Annotated in this window: 19 protein-coding genes and 1 tRNA gene; 15 read left to right on the top strand and 5 right to left on the bottom strand. The window is 62.2% G+C overall.

All coding sequences use genetic code 11. The features are described 5' to 3' along the window. Positions 1–4 precede the first annotated feature (4 nt). Positions 5–991 carry a complex I NDUFA9 subunit family protein gene (locus tag CUR21_RS09365; RefSeq protein WP_100196713.1) on the bottom strand — a complete coding sequence of 329 codons (987 nt, stop codon included), beginning with the start codon at positions 989–991 and terminating at the stop codon, positions 5–7. A gap of 166 nt (positions 992–1,157) precedes the next feature. On the opposite strand from CUR21_RS09365, the gene CUR21_RS09360 reads away from it, so the two are divergent. The 15 genes from CUR21_RS09360 to CUR21_RS09290 all read left to right on the top strand — a co-directional run bounded on the left by CUR21_RS09360 (position 1,158) and on the right by CUR21_RS09290 (position 13,364). Further along, a tRNA-Leu gene (locus CUR21_RS09360) sits at positions 1,158–1,242 on the top strand. Positions 1,243–1,331: 89 nt separating this feature from the next. Further along, on the top strand, positions 1,332–1,946 hold the full coding sequence (locus CUR21_RS09355; protein WP_100196712.1) for a ribonuclease D: 615 nt from the start codon (positions 1,332–1,334) through the stop codon (positions 1,944–1,946). A gap of 85 nt (positions 1,947–2,031) precedes the next feature. Next, on the top strand, positions 2,032–2,637 hold the full coding sequence (locus CUR21_RS09350) for a hypothetical protein (RefSeq protein WP_100196711.1): 606 nt from the start codon (positions 2,032–2,034) through the stop codon (positions 2,635–2,637). Positions 2,638–2,667: 30 nt separating this feature from the next. Next, positions 2,668–3,156, top strand: a complete 489-nt coding sequence (locus tag CUR21_RS09345) for an LptA/OstA family protein (protein ID WP_100196710.1) — start codon at positions 2,668–2,670, stop codon at positions 3,154–3,156. Then, on the top strand, positions 3,153–3,914 hold the full coding sequence (gene lptB / locus CUR21_RS09340; RefSeq protein ID WP_100196709.1) for an LPS export ABC transporter ATP-binding protein: 762 nt from the start codon (positions 3,153–3,155) through the stop codon (positions 3,912–3,914). Before CUR21_RS09345 ends, lptB begins: the two co-directional genes overlap by 4 nt. A 273-nt stretch (positions 3,915–4,187) precedes the next feature. Further along, on the top strand, positions 4,188–4,763 hold the full coding sequence (hpf, locus tag CUR21_RS09335) for a ribosome hibernation-promoting factor, HPF/YfiA family (RefSeq protein WP_100196708.1): 576 nt from the start codon (positions 4,188–4,190) through the stop codon (positions 4,761–4,763). Positions 4,764–4,799: 36 nt separating this feature from the next. After that, the gene (locus tag CUR21_RS09330; RefSeq protein WP_100196707.1) at positions 4,800–5,264 is read left to right on the top strand and encodes a PTS sugar transporter subunit IIA; all 465 of its coding nucleotides are present in this window, start codon (positions 4,800–4,802) and stop codon (positions 5,262–5,264) included. A gap of 7 nt (positions 5,265–5,271) precedes the next feature. Next, the gene (locus tag CUR21_RS09325) at positions 5,272–5,943 is read left to right on the top strand and encodes an HAD family phosphatase (RefSeq protein ID WP_100196706.1); all 672 of its coding nucleotides are present in this window, start codon (positions 5,272–5,274) and stop codon (positions 5,941–5,943) included. After that, entirely contained in the window at positions 5,940–6,893 is a 954-nt protein-coding gene (locus CUR21_RS09320) for a sugar-binding transcriptional regulator (RefSeq protein WP_100196705.1), read from the top strand. The genes CUR21_RS09325 and CUR21_RS09320 overlap by 4 nt, the downstream gene beginning before the upstream one ends. 105 nt (positions 6,894–6,998) lie before the next feature. Next, on the top strand, positions 6,999–8,312 hold the full coding sequence (locus tag CUR21_RS09315) for a sugar ABC transporter substrate-binding protein (protein WP_100196704.1): 1,314 nt from the start codon (positions 6,999–7,001) through the stop codon (positions 8,310–8,312). A 124-nt stretch (positions 8,313–8,436) separates the two neighbouring features. Next, positions 8,437–9,309 carry a carbohydrate ABC transporter permease gene (locus CUR21_RS09310; RefSeq protein WP_100196703.1) on the top strand — a complete coding sequence of 291 codons (873 nt, stop codon included), beginning with the start codon at positions 8,437–8,439 and terminating at the stop codon, positions 9,307–9,309. Between the two features lies 1 nt (position 9,310). Continuing rightward, positions 9,311–10,141 carry a carbohydrate ABC transporter permease gene (locus CUR21_RS09305; RefSeq protein ID WP_100196702.1) on the top strand — a complete coding sequence of 277 codons (831 nt, stop codon included), beginning with the start codon at positions 9,311–9,313 and terminating at the stop codon, positions 10,139–10,141. A gap of 7 nt (positions 10,142–10,148) precedes the next feature. Continuing rightward, the gene (locus tag CUR21_RS09300) at positions 10,149–11,147 is read left to right on the top strand and encodes an ABC transporter ATP-binding protein (RefSeq protein WP_100196701.1); all 999 of its coding nucleotides are present in this window, start codon (positions 10,149–10,151) and stop codon (positions 11,145–11,147) included. Beyond that, positions 11,144–11,914, top strand: a complete 771-nt coding sequence (locus CUR21_RS09295; protein WP_100196700.1) for an L-iditol 2-dehydrogenase — start codon at positions 11,144–11,146, stop codon at positions 11,912–11,914. Before CUR21_RS09300 ends, CUR21_RS09295 begins: the two co-directional genes overlap by 4 nt. Position 11,915: 1 nt before the next feature. Beyond that, positions 11,916–13,364 carry a mannitol dehydrogenase family protein gene (locus CUR21_RS09290; protein WP_100196699.1) on the top strand — a complete coding sequence of 483 codons (1,449 nt, stop codon included), beginning with the start codon at positions 11,916–11,918 and terminating at the stop codon, positions 13,362–13,364. On the opposite strand, the gene CUR21_RS09285 is transcribed toward CUR21_RS09290, so the two are convergent. The 4 genes from CUR21_RS09285 to CUR21_RS09270 form a co-directional block, all read right to left on the bottom strand. Beyond that, the gene (locus CUR21_RS09285; protein ID WP_100196698.1) at positions 13,349–14,758 is read right to left on the bottom strand and encodes a nodulation protein NodH; all 1,410 of its coding nucleotides are present in this window, start codon (positions 14,756–14,758) and stop codon (positions 13,349–13,351) included. The two genes, CUR21_RS09290 and CUR21_RS09285, sit on opposite strands and share 16 nt — an antisense overlap. Next, the gene (locus tag CUR21_RS09280; protein WP_100196697.1) at positions 14,759–16,456 is read right to left on the bottom strand and encodes a beta-1,6-N-acetylglucosaminyltransferase; all 1,698 of its coding nucleotides are present in this window, start codon (positions 16,454–16,456) and stop codon (positions 14,759–14,761) included. It lies immediately after the preceding gene. Between the two features lie 13 nt (positions 16,457–16,469). Beyond that, positions 16,470–17,480: a glycosyltransferase family 2 protein gene (locus CUR21_RS09275; RefSeq protein WP_100196696.1), complete on the bottom strand. Its 1,011-nt coding sequence runs from the start codon at positions 17,478–17,480 to the stop codon at positions 16,470–16,472. A gap of 179 nt (positions 17,481–17,659) precedes the next feature. Beyond that, on the bottom strand, positions 17,660–18,706 hold the full coding sequence (locus tag CUR21_RS09270) for a glycosyltransferase family 2 protein (protein ID WP_100196695.1): 1,047 nt from the start codon (positions 18,704–18,706) through the stop codon (positions 17,660–17,662). Between the last annotated feature and the right edge of the window lie 9 nt (positions 18,707–18,715).

Below are 18,715 nucleotides of genomic sequence, written 5' to 3'. Positions count from 1 at the left end.
AAAGTCAGGCCTTTTTCAGGTTCTTCGCAGAATCCTTGATGGCGGCATATTGGCCCGAAGGGCGATAGGGCCACAGGTATTCCGGCAAGACAGAATCGATCGAGGTGGGCGCGATGCCCAGATCGGCAAAGCCCTTTGCCCCTTGGGCCACAACATTGTCGCGCGCAAGATTGCGAACCTGATCGCGGGTCAGAATCTTGTTCTCGAACAGGCCCAGCGTAAGCGCCTGCATCAGATCGAAGGCGCCTCCCATCAGGCGGGCCGCAAAAAACGGCACGTTAAGAACAAGGCGGCGGCGGTGGATCACGGCCAGCATCTTGGTCATCAGATCGCCGAAACGGGTGACATCGGGGCCGCCCAGTTCATAGATGCCGGGCGCGGCCTGCCCCGTGGCGGCCAGAACGGCGGCCTTGGCCACATCATCCACATAAACCGGCTGGAACCGGGTATTGGCACCGACAACCGGAAGGATGGGGGCCATCTTCGCCATGCCGGCGAAGCGGTTGAAGAACTGGTCCTCGGTGCCGAAGATCACCGAAGGCCGCAGGATCACGGCTGTCGGATAGGCGGCCAGAACCGCCTCTTCGCCTTCGGCCTTGCTGCGGGCATAGTCGCTGTCGCTGGTCTTGCTGGCACCGATGGCCGAAAGCTGCACCAGATGCGGCACGGCCAGCTCGGTGGCGATGCGGGCCACGCGGGCGGCGCCTTCGGATTGCACGGCCTCAAAGGTGTTCTTGCCCGACCGGTTCAGGATGCCCACGCAATTGACCACGGCATCCGCGCCCTGCATCACCGCGCGCACCGAGGCATCATCGCGGATGTTGCACAGCACCGGCTCCACCTGACCGGGCACACCGTAAGGCCGGACAAACAAAGCCTCGTTCGGGCGGCGCACCGCAACGCGCACACGCCAGCCATCCTTGGCCATACGGCGCGCGATGTAACGACCGACGAAACCCGAACCGCCGTAGATGGTGACAAGCTTGCTCATGCGGATGAACCCTTTTGGCCTGACGAAAGCTGTGACTTCCATAGCTTTCACGCCCCTTGCGGGCAAGATGAAAGGCCGCCGCAGGCAGTTTGAGTTTTTTGTGAGAAAGTTGTTTTCTGCCCGTTGACACCCCCGATCTGCCCGCATAGACAGCACCCACACCATCGCCCAGATGGCGGAATTGGTAGACGCACTGGTTTCAGGTACCAGCGCTGCAAGGCGTGGAGGTTCGAGTCCTCTTCTGGGCACCAAATTCAAAACGGCCGTCCTTCAGGACGGCCGTTTTCATTTGCGTCGCAGCCTGCTAAGGCGCAGGCGTTTTGCAAGAAGGGTCCGCCCCGTGACGATTTACCTGCACAAGTCTGATCTTCCCGATGGCCTGACGCTGGGCCCTGTCGTGGCGATCGATACGGAAACCATGGGTCTGGACCCGCGCCGTGACCGGCTTTGCGTTGTGCAGCTTTCGGATGGCAAGGGCGATGCGCATCTGGTTCAGATCGCCTTGGGCCAAAACCGCGCGCCGAACCTTGAACGGCTGCTGACCGATCCGGACACGGTGAAACTGTTCCACTATGGCCGCTTTGACATTGCCGCGCTGAAACAGGCGTTTGGCGTCACCACGCAGCCGGTGTGGTGCACCAAGATCGCCTCACGCTTGATCCGCACCTTCACCGACCGGCACGGTCTGAAATATCTTTTGCAGGAAATGGTGGGCGTGGATGTGTCCAAACAGCAGCAAACCAGCGACTGGGGCGCTGACACCCTGACCGAGGCGCAAAAGGACTATGCGGCATCGGATGTGCTGCATCTTCACGCGCTCAAGGCCGAGTTGGAAAAGCGGCTGGCGCGCGAAGGGCGCAGTGATCTGGCACAGCGCCTGTTCGATTTCCTGCCCACCCGGGCCGAGCTGGACCTTCTGGGCTGGAATGAGCCGACCGACATCTTCCATCACTAGGCGGCCCGCCGCCGAAGGCTGGCCAACACCAGTTGGAGTCTGAACGGGCAGCCTGTAGCCTTTGGCGCAAGAGAGCAGCATTCACATGGCACAATCGGATTTCCACAGCAGATTGATCGGCTGGCTCAAGATTGTCCTGCCGCTGCTTGCGCTTGCGATTCTCTCGACGCTGTTTCTGGTGGCACGCACCATTGACCCCGAAAGCGCGATTCCCTTTGCCGAGGTGGATGTCGAAGACCGCCTGCGCGAACCGCGGATGACCGCACCCACCTTTGCCGGGCTGACGGATGATGGCGCGGCCCTGACCATCAGCGCGGATGAGGCGCGTCCACAGACAGAGACCGGGGCCGGGCCAAGCGCGGCGGTGCTGAACGGGCTTTTGGAAACGCCGGACGGCGCGCGCACCGAACTGCAGGCCGGGGCCGCGCAGATCGACCCGTCTGCGCGGCAGATCCTGTTTTCCGGCGGTGTCACGGTCACCTCCTCTTCCGGTTGGGAGGTTCGGGGCGACAAGATGACGGCAGCCATGGATTCGACCGACATTTCGCTGCCCTCCGCCGTGACAGCCACCGGACCCGCAGGGGTTGTGACCGCCAACACCATGCGTCTGACCGAAGCCCCCGAAGGCGATGGCAGCTATCTTCTGGTTTTCAATGGGGCCGTGAAGCTGGTATACGCACCGGAAAATTGAGCCCATGTTGTTTTTTTAGACAGGCAGATCATGTCACAGTTCTTGCGTGCCCTTACTCTGGCGGTGCTCTGCGCCGCGCCTGCTCTTGCGCAGCAGGCGGACATCCGCTTTGGCGGGCTGCAACAGGACACCTCGCTGCCCGTCGAAGTCACATCCGAGTCGCTCTCGGTGGATCAGGCCACAGGGGCGGCCTTGTTCACAGGCAATGTGGTGGCCAAGCAAGGCGAGATGCGCCTTTCAGCCGGAGAGATCCGGGTGGAATATGCCGAAGGGGGCGACGGGATCGCTCGGCTGATTGCCAGTGAGGGCGTGACTCTGGTCAGCCCGACCGACGCAGCCGAAGCCGCCGAGGCTGTTTACACGATTGCCAGCGGCACAGTGGTGATGACAGGCGATGTGCTGTTGACCCAAGGCCAGGCGGCGATTTCCGGCCAGTCGCTGACGGTGAATCTGACCGATGGCACCGGAACCATGACGGGCGGCGTCAAGACCGTGTTTACCCCCGGATCGGCACCTTGACCCCGGCGCCGTCCCTATCCGTCACCCAAGGCAGCGCGGGCCTTGTGATCCGGTCCTTGCGCAAAAGCTATAAGAAGCGCCCGGTGATCCGCGACGTGTCGATGGAGCTGAGCCGCGGAGAGGTCGTGGCGCTTTTGGGCCCGAACGGGTCGGGGAAGACGACCTGCTTCTATTCCATCGCGGGGCTGGTCACGCCAGAAGGCGGGCAGGTCATCATTGATGGCAAGGATGTCACGGCCCTGCCGATGTATCGCCGCGCGCGGCTAGGCATTGGCTACCTGCCGCAAGAGGTCAGCATCTTTCGCGGCCTCTCCGTCGAAGACAACATTCTGGCCGTGCTCGAGATCACCGATCTGGACCGCCACAAACAGCGTGAACGGCTGGAAGAACTGCTGTCGGAATTCTCGATCACCCATTTGCGCCGCGCCCCTGCGCTGGCGCTTTCGGGCGGCGAACGGCGACGGGTAGAGATTGCGCGCTGTCTGGCGGCAAACCCCAAGTATCTGCTGCTGGACGAGCCCTTTGCGGGCGTGGACCCGATCGCGGTGGGGGAAATCCGCGGCTTGGTGCACGATCTCAAGTCGCGCGGGATTGGCGTGCTCATCACCGACCACAACGTGCGCGAGACGCTGGATATCGTGGACCGCGCCTATATTCTGCACGACGGCCACGTGCTCATGAGCGGCACAACCGATGAGGTGGTGCGCGATGAAACCGTGCGCCGGGTCTATCTGGGCCAGAACTTCCGCATTTCCTGATCCGGCCCGGCGGGAATCCGGCTTTGCACGGCCAAAGCCGGATCACAGCCCGATGACATTCGCGCGACGATTCGGTTGACAAGCCGGGCATCCCTGTCGCCAAATGCCAAGGATGCGAGCAAGACCCTGCCATGTGCAAGACCTGCCCCGCGGCCGCCTTCCGGCCCCGCCACCTTGCAGATGCGCCATCGGTCCCCATGTCAAAGAGAGAAGACCTTTGGGCCCGGGCGCATTGCCCGGGGCCAGAGCAAGAAGCCGCGCGGAGGAGACATCATGCGCTATCAGATCAGTGGAAAACAGATCGACATCGGAGAAGCCCTGCAAACCCATGTGAAGGCCGAACTTGGCGAAGTGGTCGAGAAATACGCCCAGCGCCCGACCGAGGCCGTCATCGTCTTTTCCCGGGTTGCACATGAATATGTGTGCGAAACCGTGATCCATCTTTCCACCGGACTGACCGCGCAGGCCAAAGGCCACGCCACTGAAATCTACGCTGCTTTCGAATCCTGCCGCGAAAAGATGGACAAGCAGCTGCGTCGCTACAAACGTCGCATCCGCAACCACCATTCTGCCCGAACGTCACCTGTTGAATTCGACGGCGCATCCTCTTATATCCTCGCCCCAACCGAGGACGCCGAGGATGTGGAGCCAGACAGCCTCCAGCCCATCGTGATCGCCGAGATGGAGACGAAGATTCCGTCTATCACCGTCGGCGAAGCCGTGATGCAGCTGGAGTTGAATGGCAACCGGATGCTTGTGTTCCGCAATGAAGGGCATGGCGGGGTGAATGTGGTCTATCGCCGGGATGACGGCAACATAGGCTGGATCGACCCGCGCAACAGCAAATAGGGGCAGCCGGTTGGCTGTTCAGGAACACGACCGTCCATGGATTTAGCAAAGCTTCTTACGCCCGGCGCCGTTCGCGTCGTCGGGCAGATCACCAGCAAGAAACGTCTCTTTCAGGAATTGGGAGAGATGGTGGCCGGATGCTACGGGCTGACGGCGGCCATTGCCGTGGACGGCTTGCAAGAACGCGAAAGCCTTGGCCCCACAGGTGTGGGCCATGGCATCGCCCTGCCCCATGCGCGTCTGGAAGATCTTGACCGTATCGTGGGCGTGTTCATCCGGCTCGAAAAACCGCTGGACTATGACAGCGTGGACCGCCAGCCGGTGGATCTGATCTTTGGCCTGTTCGCGCCAAAGGATTCCGGGGTGGACCATCTGAAGGCGCTGGCGCTGGTCAGCCGCACCATGCGCGACCAGAATGTGGTGGCCAAGCTGCGGGCCAATACGGACCCGGCCAAGCTGCACGCCATCCTGACCGAATCCCGCACGCCGCAAGCGGCCTGACGGCCGCATGGGCCGCGCCTGTGTGATCTTTGATTGTGATGGCGTGCTGATCGACAGCGAGATCATCAGCGCGCGCATGTTGATTGAAGCCCTGGCCGAGCGCGGGGTGCAGATTGATCTGCCCTATGTCGCCCGGCACTTTCTGGGCCGCAGCTACCCGGTGGTGATGGCGCAGATCCGGGCAGAATTCGGCTTGGACCTGCCACCCAGCTTTGAAGACGATTACCGCAACCGCCTGCTGGAAGGCTTTCGCGCGGGGTTGAAGATCATGCCGCATGTGCGCGAGGTGATTGATGCGCTTGCGGTGCCATGCTGCGTGGCGACCTCTTCCAGCCCACGCCGCGCGGAAATGTCGTTGCGGCTGGTGGGCTTGTGGGAAAAGCTGGGCGACCGCGTCTTTACCGCAAGCCAAGTCGCGCGCGGCAAGCCTGCGCCCGATCTGTTCCTCTTCGCCGCCAGCCAGATGGGCTTTGCACCCGAAGCCTGTCTGGTGATCGAAGACAGCCTCACCGGGGTGGCCGCCGCGCGCGCAGCCGGGATGACCGTCTGGCAATTCACCGGAGGCAGCCATATGGCCGGACTGACGCTCGAAGCGGCGACAGAAGCCCGCCCGGACTTGCGCTTTGGGTCATTTGCAGAGTTTGCTCGGCTGGCCCCCGACGCCATGAGGCAGGCATGAGCCGGATCGACACCAACGACCCCACCCCGCAAGATGATGCCGCCCGCGCCGGCTGGCTGTATTACGTGGCTGGCATGACGCAGGACCAGATCGCCGCCGAACTGGGGGTGAGCCGACAGCGGGCCCAGCGCCTCGTGGCGAAAGCGATGGCCGACGGACTGATCCATGTCCGGCTGAACCATCGGATCGGGGCGTGCCTTGATCTGGAATCGGCGCTGCGTGACCGCTATGGTCTGGGGCGCTGCCGGGTATCGCCTTCGCTGGGCGGAGCCGATCCGGTGCTGTCCATCGCGCCCGCCGCCGCCGCCGAGCTGGAGCGCGTGCTGCGGCAGACAGATCCGCTGACGATTGCGCTGGGAACCGGGCGGGCGATGCGGGGGATGGTGGATGCCATGGCCCCGGTCGAAGCGCCGCAGCATCGGCTGGTGTCCTTGATCGGGAACATCGCCCCGGATGGGTCGGCCAGCTTTTTCGATGTCATCATGCGGGTGTCCGACAAGGTGCGGGCGCCGCATTATCCGATGCTGGTGCCCGTGATTTCGCCCACCGGGGCCGAGCGGGACGCCTTTCACGCTTTGGCCCCGGTGCGGCGGGTGGCCGATCTGGCGCGCACCGCCGATGTGGTGTTCGTGGGTGTGGGCCAGATGTCCGACGATGCCCCGCTGCTGGCCGACGGATTCGTGACGCGCAGCGAGCTTGACCAGATGCGCGCCGCCGGGGCCGTGGGCGAAGTGGCCGGTTGGGTGTTTGATTCGAACGGCCATTATCTGGATGTGGGCACCAATACCCGCACCGGAGGCGTGCGGGTGGAGCCAAAACTTGCACGCCCTGCGGTGGGCATTGCTGCGGGCGCATCCAAGGCCGCGCCCATCGCGGCGGCGCTGAAAGCCCGCATCATCAATGGCCTGATCACCGATGAGCTGACCGCGCGCGCCGTTCTGGCGCTTTAGTTCCTTTGCAATTGCGGCGAAGGAAGGGGCTTGACGCACCGGGGGCTGGTGTGAGTAATTGCCCATCAAGCGATGATTTGCTCATTCGCTGATAGGGAGGATACCATGACACTGACGCTCCGCGCGCTGCTTGGCGCGACGGTTTCGCTGACCTTGGCGGGTGCCGCCATGGCCGAGACCACCATCACCGTGGCCACCGTGAACAACGGCGACATGATCCGCATGCAAGGCCTGATGGACGACTTCTATGCCAAACACCCCGACATCAAGGTTGAATGGGTGACGCTGGAAGAAAACGTCCTGCGCCAGCGCGTGACAACCGATATCGCCACCAAAGGCGGGCAGTTTGACGTGCTGACCATCGGCACCTACGAAGTGCCGATCTGGGGCAAACAAGGCTGGCTGGTCAGCCTGAACGATCTGCCCGCCGAATATGACGTCGACGATCTGCTGCCCGCGATCCGGGGCGGCCTGACCGTGGATGGCGAGCTTTATGCCGCGCCTTTCTACGGCGAATCCTCGATGGTGATGTATCGCAAGGATCTGATGGAAGCCGCCGGCCTGACGATGCCAGACGCGCCGACATGGGATGACATCAAGGCCGCCGCCGCCGCGATGACCGACAAGTCGAAAGAGCAATACGGCATCTGTCTGCGCGGCAAAGCGGGCTGGGGCGAAAACATGGCCTTCCTCACCGCCATGTCCAACAGCTATGGCGCGCGCTGGTTCGACGAAAACTGGAAGCCGCAGTTCGACGGTGAAGCGTGGAAAGCCACGCTGACCGATTATCTGGCGATGATGAACGAATACGGCCCGCCCGGTGCGGCCAACAACGGGTTCAACGAAAACCTGTCGCTGTTCCAGCAAGGCAAGTGCGGCATGTGGATCGATGCCACCGTCGCCGCCTCCTTCGTGACCAATCCGGCCGATTCCACCGTGGCCGACAAGGTTGGCTTTGCGCTGGCCCCCGATACCGGCAAGGGCAAGCGCGGCAACTGGCTCTGGGCATGGTCGCTGGGCATTCCGGCAGGCACGCAGAAGGCTGATGCCGCCAAGGCCTTTGTCGCTTGGGCCACGTCGAAAGAGTATCTGGAAGTGGTTGCCGCCAAGGAAGGCTGGGCCAACGTGCCTCCGGGCACCCGTGCGTCGCTTTACGCGAACCCGGAATACCAGAAGGTGCCCTTCGCGCAGATGACGCTCGACAGCATCAACTCGGCGGACCCCAACAACCCGACTGTGGACCCGGTGCCCTATCTCGGCGTGCAATTCGTGGCGATCCCCGAATTCCAAGGCCTTGGCACCGCTGTCGGCCAGCAGTTCAGCGCCGCCCTTGCCGGCACCATGAGCGCCGAAGACGCACTGGCAGCCGCACAAACGCTGGTGACCACCGAAATGACGCGGTCGGGCTACATCAAGTAACCTGTCCTCCCTGTGGCGCCGGGGGCCTCCGTCCGGCGCCACCTCTCCGCGTCTTGTGGTGCCGGGACCATGCGCCCGGCACCCCACGCGCCGCCCTGCCCCATACCGATCAAGGACCAAGCCGATGGCAACCGCCCATTCCCGGACTGCTGCGCGCCTGATGCTTTCCCCCGCCGTCATCCTGCTGTTGCTGTGGATGATCGTGCCACTGGGAATGACGCTGTATTTCAGCACGCTGCGCTACAACCTGTTGATGCCGGGAATGGAGACATTCGTTGGCTTCGAGAATTACTACTACTTCGTGAACCAGCCTGCGTTCTGGGCCGCACTGTCGAACACGCTGATCCTCGTGCTGGGGGTGCTGTGCATCACGGTGGTGGGTGGCATTCTCTTGGCGCTGCTGATGGATCAGCCCTTCTGGGGCCAAGGCATCGTGCGGGTGCTGGTGATCGCGCCGTTCTTCGTGATGCCCACTGTTTCGGCGCTGGTCTGGAAGAACATGTTTATGAACCCGGTGAATGGCATCTTCGCCCATATCGCCAAGGCACTTGGCCTGCCGCCCTTTGATTTCCTGTCCCATGCGCCACTGGCCTCGATCATCCTCATCGTGGCTTGGCAATGGTTGCCCTTTGCGACGCTGATCTTGCTGACGGCGCTGCAAAGCCTTGACCGCGAGCAGCAAGAGGCAGCCGAGATGGATGGCGCGAATGGCTTTCAGCGCTTCTTCTATCTGACGGTCCCGCATCTGACCCGGTCGATCACCGTGGTGATCCTGATCCAGACGATTTTCCTGCTGTCGGTCTTTGCCGAGATTCTGGTGACCACCAATGGCGGCCCCGGCACGGCCTCCACCAACCTCACCTACCTTGTCTATGCCCAGTCACTCTTGAACTACGACGTGGGCGGCGGCTCTGCGGGCGGCATCATCGCGGTCATTCTGGCCAATATCGTTGCGATCTTCCTGATGCGGATGATCGGCAAGAATCTGGAGGCCTAAGATGGCGCGCAAGGTTTCAAACACCCGCAAAGCCGTTGTAACCGCCGCAGCCTGGACCATGGGCTTTCTGATCTTCTTCCCGATCCTGTGGATCATCATCCTTGGGTTCAAATCCGAAGGCGATGCGATCAAGACCCCGCTGCAGGTGCTGTTCAGCGACTGGACGCTGCAAAGCTATCACGACGTGCAGGAACGGTCGAACTATGGGCGGCATTTCTGGAATTCGGTCATCCTCTCGGTCGGCTCCACGCTGATCGCGCTGGCGATTGCCATTCCGGCGGCGTGGTCCATGGCCTTTGTGCCGGGCCGGCGGACAAAGGATCTGCTGATGTGGATGCTGTCGACCAAGATGATGCCCGCCGTGGGCGTTCTGGTGCCGATGTATCTTCTGTTCCGCGATTTCGGTCTGTTGGACAGCCGCATCGGGCTTGTGGCCGTCCTGACGCTGATCAACCTGCCGATCGTGGTCTGGATGCTTTACACCTATTTCAAGGAAATCCCCGGCGAGATTCTGGAAGCCGCGCGGATGGACGGCGCAAGCCTGCGGTCGGAAATCCTTTATGTGCTGACGCCGATGGCGGTGCCGGGCATCGCCTCCACCCTGCTCCTGAACATCATCCTCGCGTGGAACGAGGCGTTCTGGACCCTGCAGCTCACAACATCACAGGCCGCGCCGCTGACGCAGTTCATCGCCAGCTATTCCTCCCCCGAGGGCCTGTTCTACGCGAAACTTTCGGCGGCCAGCACCATGGCCATCGCTCCAATCCTGATCCTTGGCTGGTTCAGTCAAAAGCAACTCGTGCGCGGCCTGACATTCGGCGCGGTGAAGTGAGGACGACATGGGAATGATTACCCTGACACAAGTGCGCAAATCCTTTGGCGAGGTGGATGTCATCCCCGGCATTGATCTGGCCATCGAGGACGGCGAATTTGTCGTCTTCGTAGGGCCCTCGGGCTGCGGAAAATCGACCCTGTTGCGGCTGATCGCGGGGCTAGAGGATACCTCTGGCGGCATCATCTCGATCGACGGGGTGGATGCGACAGACCTGCCGCCCGCCAAGCGCAGACTGGCGATGGTGTTCCAATCCTACGCGCTTTACCCACATATGTCGGTGCGCAAGAACATCGCCTTTCCGCTGAAAATGGCAGGCATGGACCCGGCCGAACAAGAGCGGCGCGTGAACCATGCGGCCAAGATCCTGAACCTTGGCAATTACCTTGATCGCCGCCCCGGCCAGCTTTCCGGCGGGCAGCGGCAGCGCGTGGCGATTGGGCGGGCCATCGTGCGCGAACCGACGGCCTTCCTGTTCGACGAACCCCTGTCCAACCTTGATGCCGCCTTGCGCGTCTCGATGCGGCAGGAAATCAGCGAACTGCACCAAAGCCTGAAGACCACGATGATCTATGTCACCCATGATCAGGTCGAAGCCATGACCATGGCCGACAAGATCGTGGTGCTGAACGCAGGTCGCATCGAACAGGTCGGCAGCCCGATGGAGCTTTATCGCAGCCCCGCCAACCTGTTTGTCGCGGGCTTCATCGGCAGCCCCAAGATGAACCTGATCGAAGGGCCCGAGGCGGCCAAACACGCCGCCACCACCATCGGAATTCGACCCGAACACATCGATATCAGCGCCGATGGACCGTGGGAGGGTGTGGTTGGCCTGTCCGAGCATCTTGGCTCTGACACTTTCCTGAAGGTCAACGCAGGCCCCCTTGGCACGCTCACGGTGCGCGCCGGGGGCGAGGTGATGATGCACCCCGGCGACACGGTTCGGATGGCCCCGCAGCCCGGTAAATTGCTGCGCTTTGGCGCTGATGGAAAGGCAATGGCATGAGGTTGCAAGGAAAAACCGCGCTGATCACGGGGGCCGCGCGTGGCATCGGGCTGGAGTTCGCCCGCGCCTATATTGCCGAAGGCGCGCGGGTGGCTTTGGCCGATATCAACGCCGGTGCCGTGGCGCAGGCCGCGCAGAGCCTTGGGCCGCAGGCGATTGGCCTGCATCTGGATGTGACCCGGCAAGACAGCATTGATGCTGCCTTCGGCTCTGCGATTGCCCAAATGGGCCAGTTGGACATCCTGATCAACAACGCGGCGCTGTTTTCCGCCGCCCCGATCGCCGAAGTGTCGCGCGCCGATTATGACCGTCTTTTTGCGGTGAATGTGGCAGGCACGCTGTTTTGCACGCAAGCCGCCGCGCGGCACATGATCGACCGTGGCCAAGGCGGCACGATCATCAACATGGCCAGCCAAGCCGGACGGCGCGGCGAAGGCCTTGTGAGTGTCTATTGCGCCACCAAGGCCGCCGTCATCTCTCTCACGCAAAGCGCGGGCCTGAACCTGATCGCGCATGGGATCAATGTGAATGCCATCGCACCCGGCGTGGTGGAGGGCGCGCATTGGGACGGCGTCGATGCCTTCTTTGCCAAATACGAAGGCAAGGCACCGGGCCAGAAAAAGGCCGAAGTCGGTGCCGCCGTTCCCTTTGGCCGCATGGGCACCGCCGCAGATCTGACCGGGATGGCGATTTTCCTCGCCACCGCAGAGGCAAAATACATCGTCGCCCAATGCTTTGGCGTCGATGGTGGAAATTGGATGGCCTAAGATGACGCATACACCCCCACCCGTTGCCCTTCCGGCCTATGACCGCACCGCCCTGACGCCGGGAATTGTGCACATCGGCTTGGGAAACTTTCACCGCGCGCATATGGCGGTGTATCTGGATGACCTGATGGCCATGGGTCTGGCGCAGGATTGGGCTATCCTTGGTGCAGGCGTGCGCGACGGCGATGCCCGGATGCGGGACGCGATGCTGGCGCAGGATTGCCTGTCCACCATCATCGAACTCGACCCCAAGGGCCGCACCGCGCGCCGGGTGGGCGCAATGACCGGCTTTATCGAGGTGCAGGCCGACAATGCGGCGCTGATTGCCGCCATGTCAGACCCGGCCATCCGCATCGTCAGCCTGACAGTCACCGAAGGCGGCTATTTCATCGACCCGGCCTCGGGCCAATTCGACCCTGATCATGCGGAAATCGCCTATGATGCGGCGCATCCTTTGGCACCGCGCACGGCCTTTGGCGCCATCCTTGCCGCCTTGCGCGCCCGTCATGCCGCGGGTGTTGCGCCCTTTACAGTGATGAGCTGCGACAACCTTCCCGGCAATGGGCATGTCACACAGGCAGCCGTGGTCGGGCTGGCGCGCCTGTCGGACCCGGGTTTTGCCGCGTGGGTGCAGGCCAATGTCGCCTTCCCCAATGGCATGGTGGACCGCATCACCCCCGCGACCGGCCCGCGTGAGCGCGCGATGGCAGCCGAGTTCGGTCTGTCCGAGGACCCGGTGCCGGTGACATGCGAGCCATTCCGGCAATGGGTGCTGGAGGACCATTTCCCCGCCGGGCGCCCGCCGCTGGAACGCGTGGGCGTCACCTTCACCAAGGATGTGCATGCCTATGAGGCGATGAAGATCCGCATCCTGAACGGCGGCCATGCCACCATCGCCTATCCGGGCGGGTTGATGGATGTGGAATTCGTGCACGAGGCCATGGCCCACCCGCTCATCAGCGGCTTTCTGGACAAGGTGGAGCGCGAGGAGATCATTCCTTACGTCGCCCCGGTGCCCGATACGGACCTTGCCGCCTATTACGCGCTGATCCGCGACCGTTTCAGCAACCCCGAGGTGGCCGATACCGAGCGGCGTCTTTGTCTGGACGGATCGAACCGACAGCCGAAGTTCATCATCCCGTCGCTGCGCGACGCGCTGGCCGCCGGGGGTAAGATCGAAGGGCTGGCCTTGGTCTCGGCGCTGTGGTGCCGCTATTGCGCGGGAACCACGGATCAGGGCACCGTGATCGAACCGAACGATCCCGACTGGACCAACCTGCAGCGGCTTGCCTTGGCGGCAAAGGCCGACCCGTCGATCTGGATCGCGCAGCGGGCGATTTATGGCGACACCGGGCAAGACCCGCGCTTTGCCGCCGCCTTTGCCACGGCCTTGCAAAGGCTTTGGACGGAAGGCACCGAAAAAACGCTCGCCCGCTATCTGGCAGGCTGATCCCGCCAATCGGCAAAACCAAAGGCCAGATAGTCGCGCGCATAGGCATCGCGCGCGGCGGCCTCCAGCTCGGCAGAATAGATCGCCTGCAAGGAGGTAAAGCCATGCGCCACAGGCGGCGGCAGGGGTGCCGGGTTTTGCCCAACCTCCGCCGCCAGAAAGGCCAGACCGGCGGCCAGACCCTCTTCCCGCAGAACCAGATCGGGGGCCTGAAAGGCGCCAAAGCCTTGCAGCACCGCCGCTTGGCTGGCCCAATGCGCATCGACGCGGGCGCTGGTCTGGCCCGCCAGATTCAGCTTGATCCAGCGCAAAAAGCCAAGGAAACCCGCGCGATGGGCCGCCACATCCGGGTAATCCTGCCCCAAGGGCGGCAGGTCCAGTTTGTGCAGCTTGGCCATCTGATCGCGGATCTGGTCGAAGCCGCCCCCAAGAATCTGGGTGCAAAACACCTCATGCGCGCGGGCCAAGGGATGGCGCAGCACGGTGAAAGACCGATGCCCCGGCCGGGCGCGCTTCCATTGGCGCAGGGTTTTTTGGGTAAACTCCCCGTCCAGCGGCCCAAACCCCTGCAACCAGCCCGTCACCTGCGCGACCGGTCCGCCCCGCACCGGCATGTAAAGCAGACCCGCCGTCCGCGCCGCCAGAAACTGCGGCACCATCGGCGCGCGGCGGGGTTCGAAATTGGGCGTGCGCGCCAGATTGAATCGATCAAGCCGGGCCAGTGCCCGCTCCATCTCATCGGGGTTCACAACCTTTTGCGCGATCTCTTCGGGGTTTTGCTTTTTCAGGCTGCCATCCAGACCGGGCAGCCCCTCCCTTCCCAAAAAGGCCGCAAGACCGTTGAGCACGTCCAGATCGTTGATATCCTCATAGTCGATGTAAAACGCGGTCTGCCCGCTGACCTGCAAGCCATGCAGCAGCCGCATTTGGAACGCCTGCAAGCGGGCCACATGCAACTCGAACTCGGCGGCGTCGAATCGCACCTGCGCCGTCTTCAGGTTTTTGGCATGGGTCAGCTTCCATTGACCGGTTTCCTGCGCGATCTTCCAGCTGACATAGCTTTCAATCGGATTGCGCGTGAGAATGATCTTGGCGCAGCGCGGATCGTCCAGCACCGGTTGCACGATGCGCGGGTCATGGTCGTGAAAGCAGCGAAAGCCGGACAGGCCAGCAGTCTGCGCCCGCATCGCGCGGATCAGCGCCATCGGATCAGCCTCACGATCCGCGAGGGAAAAGCCAAACAGGCGGGTCTGATCCTTCTTGCCGATGAAATGAGGATTGAACACCTCACCGTAGCACACCACGCCGGGCATCGCGTTCAGATTGGCTTCCAGAAAATTCGAGCCCGTCCGCATCTCCGCGAACATCACGAAACTGTCAAACCGCGCCGCCACTCATTTCACCAGATAGGGGCGCCCGCGGCGCGTGGATTTGGTTGCCGGATCATGGCCCACCGGGAAATCCCCCATCAGCACCGGCTGCATGCCCTGATTGCGCAGGTTTTGCAGGAACTGGCCGAACCCCGTCAGATCCGCCATCCGCGGCACCTCGCTCAGACGGCGGCCCTGACGCGGGCCGATTTCATCCATGATGGTCTGCAAGGGCTCCATCGGGTTTTCCACGAAATCGGCCAACGACCAGATGCGCACACGCGCCTTGGCAGAGGGCGCGCGCAGGATGTTCAGAAACTCTTGCTCGATCTTTTGCAGGCGCGCCGCCTCGCGCCGGATGTCGCCGAAGTTCTGGTTGGAGTGGAACAAGGGCACCGCCCAAGCCCCCGAGATGACAGAAATCTGCGCGTTTCCGTCCAGAGACATGAACCAGTTGAGCTCTTGCGTGTCGGTGGGGCCGAACTGAAAGCACTGACGTTCCCCGCGCGTGTTCCAGATCAGGCTGGTCAGAAAGCTTTTGGGATTATAGTCGCGCACCTTGGCACTGTCGGACAGCGCGCCGTTGTAAACCGTTTCCCCGCCCGAAAAATGCACGCGGTCCGGCGCGAACAAATGGCCATGCACCCGCGCCCCACTGGCCTTGGACAACCAGATCTCAAAGTTTTCGAACACATCGGCAAAGCCGGAAAACACCGAATACGGCCCCGCGGTGCGCCCGTTTTCAAAGTTTTCCTGTGGGAATCGGCTGTGCATGTAAAGCCCGGGGCGGCCCTTCACACGCCGTTCCACGGCCTTGGCAAACAGCCGGTCGATCTTGCCGGGGTTCGGCTCTGCGGCGGCCTGTCGGCTGCGATCCTCTGACAGGAAGGCTGCATAAAGCCGAACCGCATCGGGCCAGATCTTGCGGGCAACAAAGCAATCCGACCGCCGCAGCAATTGCAGATGGTCATCGTAAAAGATGTGCGGCTTGCCCTGAAAATCGAACTTCGACAGCGTCAGCGACCGGCTTTCCACCGTGCGCGACACCTGCCGCACCAGCGTCTGGAAATAGCTTTCATCCGGGATCCAGACCTTCTGGAAATAGCGGTCAATCTTGGCGCGGTCTGGGTGCTCAAGAATGGCCGAAAGCGTTTGCCGCGTCAGGCACCACCATTGGCTGCCCAGATGCGGCACCAACTCTGCCGGGATCTTGCGGCGAAAGCCCACCCTGCGCTGAAGTTTGACATATGTATCGAACCACCACTTCTGCTTGCGCCAACTGAAGGGAAAGCGAAGGGTAAACCGTTCGTAATCAAGGCCGCCGACCGTCCAGCCCACATCTTCGGTGGTCACGCTTTCGATGAAATCGGTGTTCGGACGCTCATCAAGATAGGCGCGCAATTCATCAACCGGGCGCAGCGGCAGGCAAGAGCCAGAGGCAAGATAGACGTGCCGCACATCGGCAAAATCACGCAGCATCACCGTGGCCGCTTCCTGACTGGCAGCAACGATGCCCCAGGTTCCCCATTCACAGGCATGTCGGCCCGAAAACCGCACATTGGGCAGATCAGCCAGATCCTGCGTCAGCCCGGCATAGGCTTTGGCCGCCACCCGGCGATCAACATGGATGACGACCGGGCAACCGCGTTCGGCCCAGTGCCGCGCCACCTGAGCCGCGCGACCCAGTGCCGTATGGCACAGCATCACAAAGCCCACCGTCACGCGCCTGCTCCCTTCATGCCCAGTTGCCCTTGGACATCAGCCCCAGAATCTCAAGCTGACGCCAGTTGATATACTTCTCGCTCCACCGGCACCACACGTCGGGATGCGCGGCCAGACCTTGCTGATAGGCTTTGTATTCGGCACTTGCGGCATAATGTTGGCCGCGCCGGATCTCCTCATCCGCCTTGGCGGCAAAGGTGTTCAGAAACTTGGCATGCAACAGCACGCCCGAGGCCTTTTCTCCGCCCCATGCGTCATAGGCAAGGTTCAAGCCCCGCGGCAGCAGCATATGGGTCGAACTGATATAGGCATAAGACCGATGCCATTTCACCAAAGGGATCTTGTTCAAGGCCGGGGCCTGTTTCGGGTTTTCGGCAAAGAAAATCCGGGTGCGCGGCCCGCCCTGAACCCAGAGGTTGCCATAGGCAGGGTTGCGGCTGATCTGGTAATTGCCGCTGTCAAACCATTGCGCAATCTCGAAAGGGTCTTGCCCCTCTCGATAGATCTGCGCGGTGATCGGACCCTTCGGATACATGTCAAGCAACATCGCCGCAAAGGTGCGAATCTGGGTGGCATCCAACCAGTCGGTCAGCGCACGGATCGGGCGGGTTTCGCAAAAGGGATAGATGAAAAACTCGTCGGGATCGACGGTCAGGCACCAATGGCCGTGCCCATAGCGGCGCAAAAGATGGTTCAGCCAATCCATCCCAAAGCGGCTGTCTTTGTAACTTGCTTCCGTCCGCCAAAGCGAAACATCGGGCTGCGCCCGCAAATACTCCAGCGACCCATCGGTAGAGCCGTTGTCGACCATGAAGAAATGGTTCACGCCCAGATTGCGGTAATACGTCAGGAAATAGGGCAGCCGGATCTTTTCATTGCGCAAGGTGGTGAAGGCAAAGATGGCGTCATCGCGCTGACCGTCAGCGCGATCTGCCACCACCGTCAGATCATGCCGGCTGCGCCAACCGCGAAAAAGCAAGCGCCTGCGATGCCAACGTAAGCGATAGGATGACAGAAAACCCAAGGCAGCGACCCGATCCCCGCAAGCGCACGAACAGACACGTTTTCATGCAGAGGAACAAAGCCCACTCCCGATGGCCCCGCTCTCCGCATCTCTCTGCTTTGCGCCCTCAAACTTAATGAATTGCCCTCACTTGGCAATCGAATTCACCCGGTCGCCGGGCAGACCTTGGGGCGCTCCCCTCAGATCCAGCCGCCGCGCGACATCAGCCCCAGCGCCTCCAGCCGCCGCCAACTGCCCAGAGCTTCGGATTCGGGGCACCACAGCACCGGGTCGCGGGTGACGCTGTCATAATAGTCGTCATAAAGCGCGCTGTTGGCGAAATGCTCCTTGCGCGCTTTTTCTTCGGCGGATTTGGCGATGATCTCGGGCAGAAACTTCGTGTGCAGCAAAAGACCGGAAATCTGCTCGGACCCGTCGGTGGCATAGACCCTGTTCAACCGCGGCGGCAGCAGGGCATGTGTGGAATTGGCATAGGCAAAGCGCCGGTTCCAGCGCACAAGCGGGATCTTGTTCAGGCTGGGCGCACGGCGCGGATCTTTGGCAAAGAACATGCGCGCGCGCGGCCCGCCCTGAATCCACAGATTGCCCATCCGCGGCTGGAGCTGCACACCGTAATTGCCCGCATCGAACCAGCGCAGCACCGACAGCGGGTTGCCGCCAGACGCGATCTCAGCCGCCGAGAGCGGACCTTCCGGATAAAGGTCCAGCATCATCGCACCCATCGCCGCCAAACCCTGATCGTCAAGCCAAGCGGTCAGCGCGGGCAAAGGGCGGGTTTGCCAATAGGGGTAGATCAGCAGCTCATCGGCATCCAGTGTCAGGGTCCAATGACCATGGCCATGGCGGATCTGCAGCCATGTCACCCAATCAAGCCCAAACCGCGCCTGTTTATAGCTAGAGGGGGTATGCCACAGCGAAACATCCGGCTGCGCGGCAAGGAAATCGCGGGTGCCATCGGTGCTGTCATTGTCGACGATCAGGAAGTGATCGACCCCAAGACTGCGGTGATGGTCAAGAAAATGCGGCAGACGCAGCATTTCGTTACGCACCGCCATAAAACACAGGATGTCCCGCGGCCGGATGGTGCCGCTGCGATCTTTGACCGCCTGCACCTTGCGTCGGCTGCGAAAGGCGCGCCACAGATGGCGCCGCCTTCGTGTTCTCAGACCATAGGCCCGCCCGGCCGCTGACAAAAGCGCCAAAAGCCTGTGGGCGAGCCCTGCCATGCACAGGCC

Source organism: Pseudorhodobacter sp. MZDSW-24AT (assembly GCF_002794355.1).
GTDB lineage: Bacteria > Pseudomonadota > Alphaproteobacteria > Rhodobacterales > Rhodobacteraceae > Pseudotabrizicola.
Note: the sequence above shows the minus strand (reverse complement) of the source record. Positions and strands in the feature narration are given on the sequence as shown.

What these genes read in the sequence shown, in the direction of transcription:
- CUR21_RS09365 (WP_100196713.1), bottom strand. Translation starts at nt 991, where the DNA reads ATGAGCAAGCTTGTCACCATCTACGGCGGTTCGGGTTTCGTCGGTCGT.
- CUR21_RS09350 (WP_100196711.1), top strand. Translation starts at nt 2,032, where the DNA reads ATGGCACAATCGGATTTCCACAGCAGATTGATCGGCTGGCTCAAGATT.
- CUR21_RS09345 (WP_100196710.1), top strand. Translation starts at nt 2,668, where the DNA reads ATGTCACAGTTCTTGCGTGCCCTTACTCTGGCGGTGCTCTGCGCCGCG.
- hpf (WP_100196708.1), top strand. Translation starts at nt 4,188, where the DNA reads ATGCGCTATCAGATCAGTGGAAAACAGATCGACATCGGAGAAGCCCTG.
- CUR21_RS09330 (WP_100196707.1), top strand. Translation starts at nt 4,800, where the DNA reads ATGGATTTAGCAAAGCTTCTTACGCCCGGCGCCGTTCGCGTCGTCGGG.
- CUR21_RS09325 (WP_100196706.1), top strand. Translation starts at nt 5,272, where the DNA reads ATGGGCCGCGCCTGTGTGATCTTTGATTGTGATGGCGTGCTGATCGAC.
- CUR21_RS09320 (WP_100196705.1), top strand. Translation starts at nt 5,940, where the DNA reads ATGAGCCGGATCGACACCAACGACCCCACCCCGCAAGATGATGCCGCC.
- CUR21_RS09315 (WP_100196704.1), top strand. Translation starts at nt 6,999, where the DNA reads ATGACACTGACGCTCCGCGCGCTGCTTGGCGCGACGGTTTCGCTGACC.
- CUR21_RS09310 (WP_100196703.1), top strand. Translation starts at nt 8,437, where the DNA reads ATGGCAACCGCCCATTCCCGGACTGCTGCGCGCCTGATGCTTTCCCCC.
- CUR21_RS09305 (WP_100196702.1), top strand. Translation starts at nt 9,311, where the DNA reads ATGGCGCGCAAGGTTTCAAACACCCGCAAAGCCGTTGTAACCGCCGCA.
- CUR21_RS09300 (WP_100196701.1), top strand. Translation starts at nt 10,149, where the DNA reads ATGGGAATGATTACCCTGACACAAGTGCGCAAATCCTTTGGCGAGGTG.
- CUR21_RS09295 (WP_100196700.1), top strand. Translation starts at nt 11,144, where the DNA reads ATGAGGTTGCAAGGAAAAACCGCGCTGATCACGGGGGCCGCGCGTGGC.
- CUR21_RS09290 (WP_100196699.1), top strand. Translation starts at nt 11,916, where the DNA reads ATGACGCATACACCCCCACCCGTTGCCCTTCCGGCCTATGACCGCACC.
- CUR21_RS09270 (WP_100196695.1), bottom strand. Translation starts at nt 18,706, where the DNA reads ATGGCAGGGCTCGCCCACAGGCTTTTGGCGCTTTTGTCAGCGGCCGGG.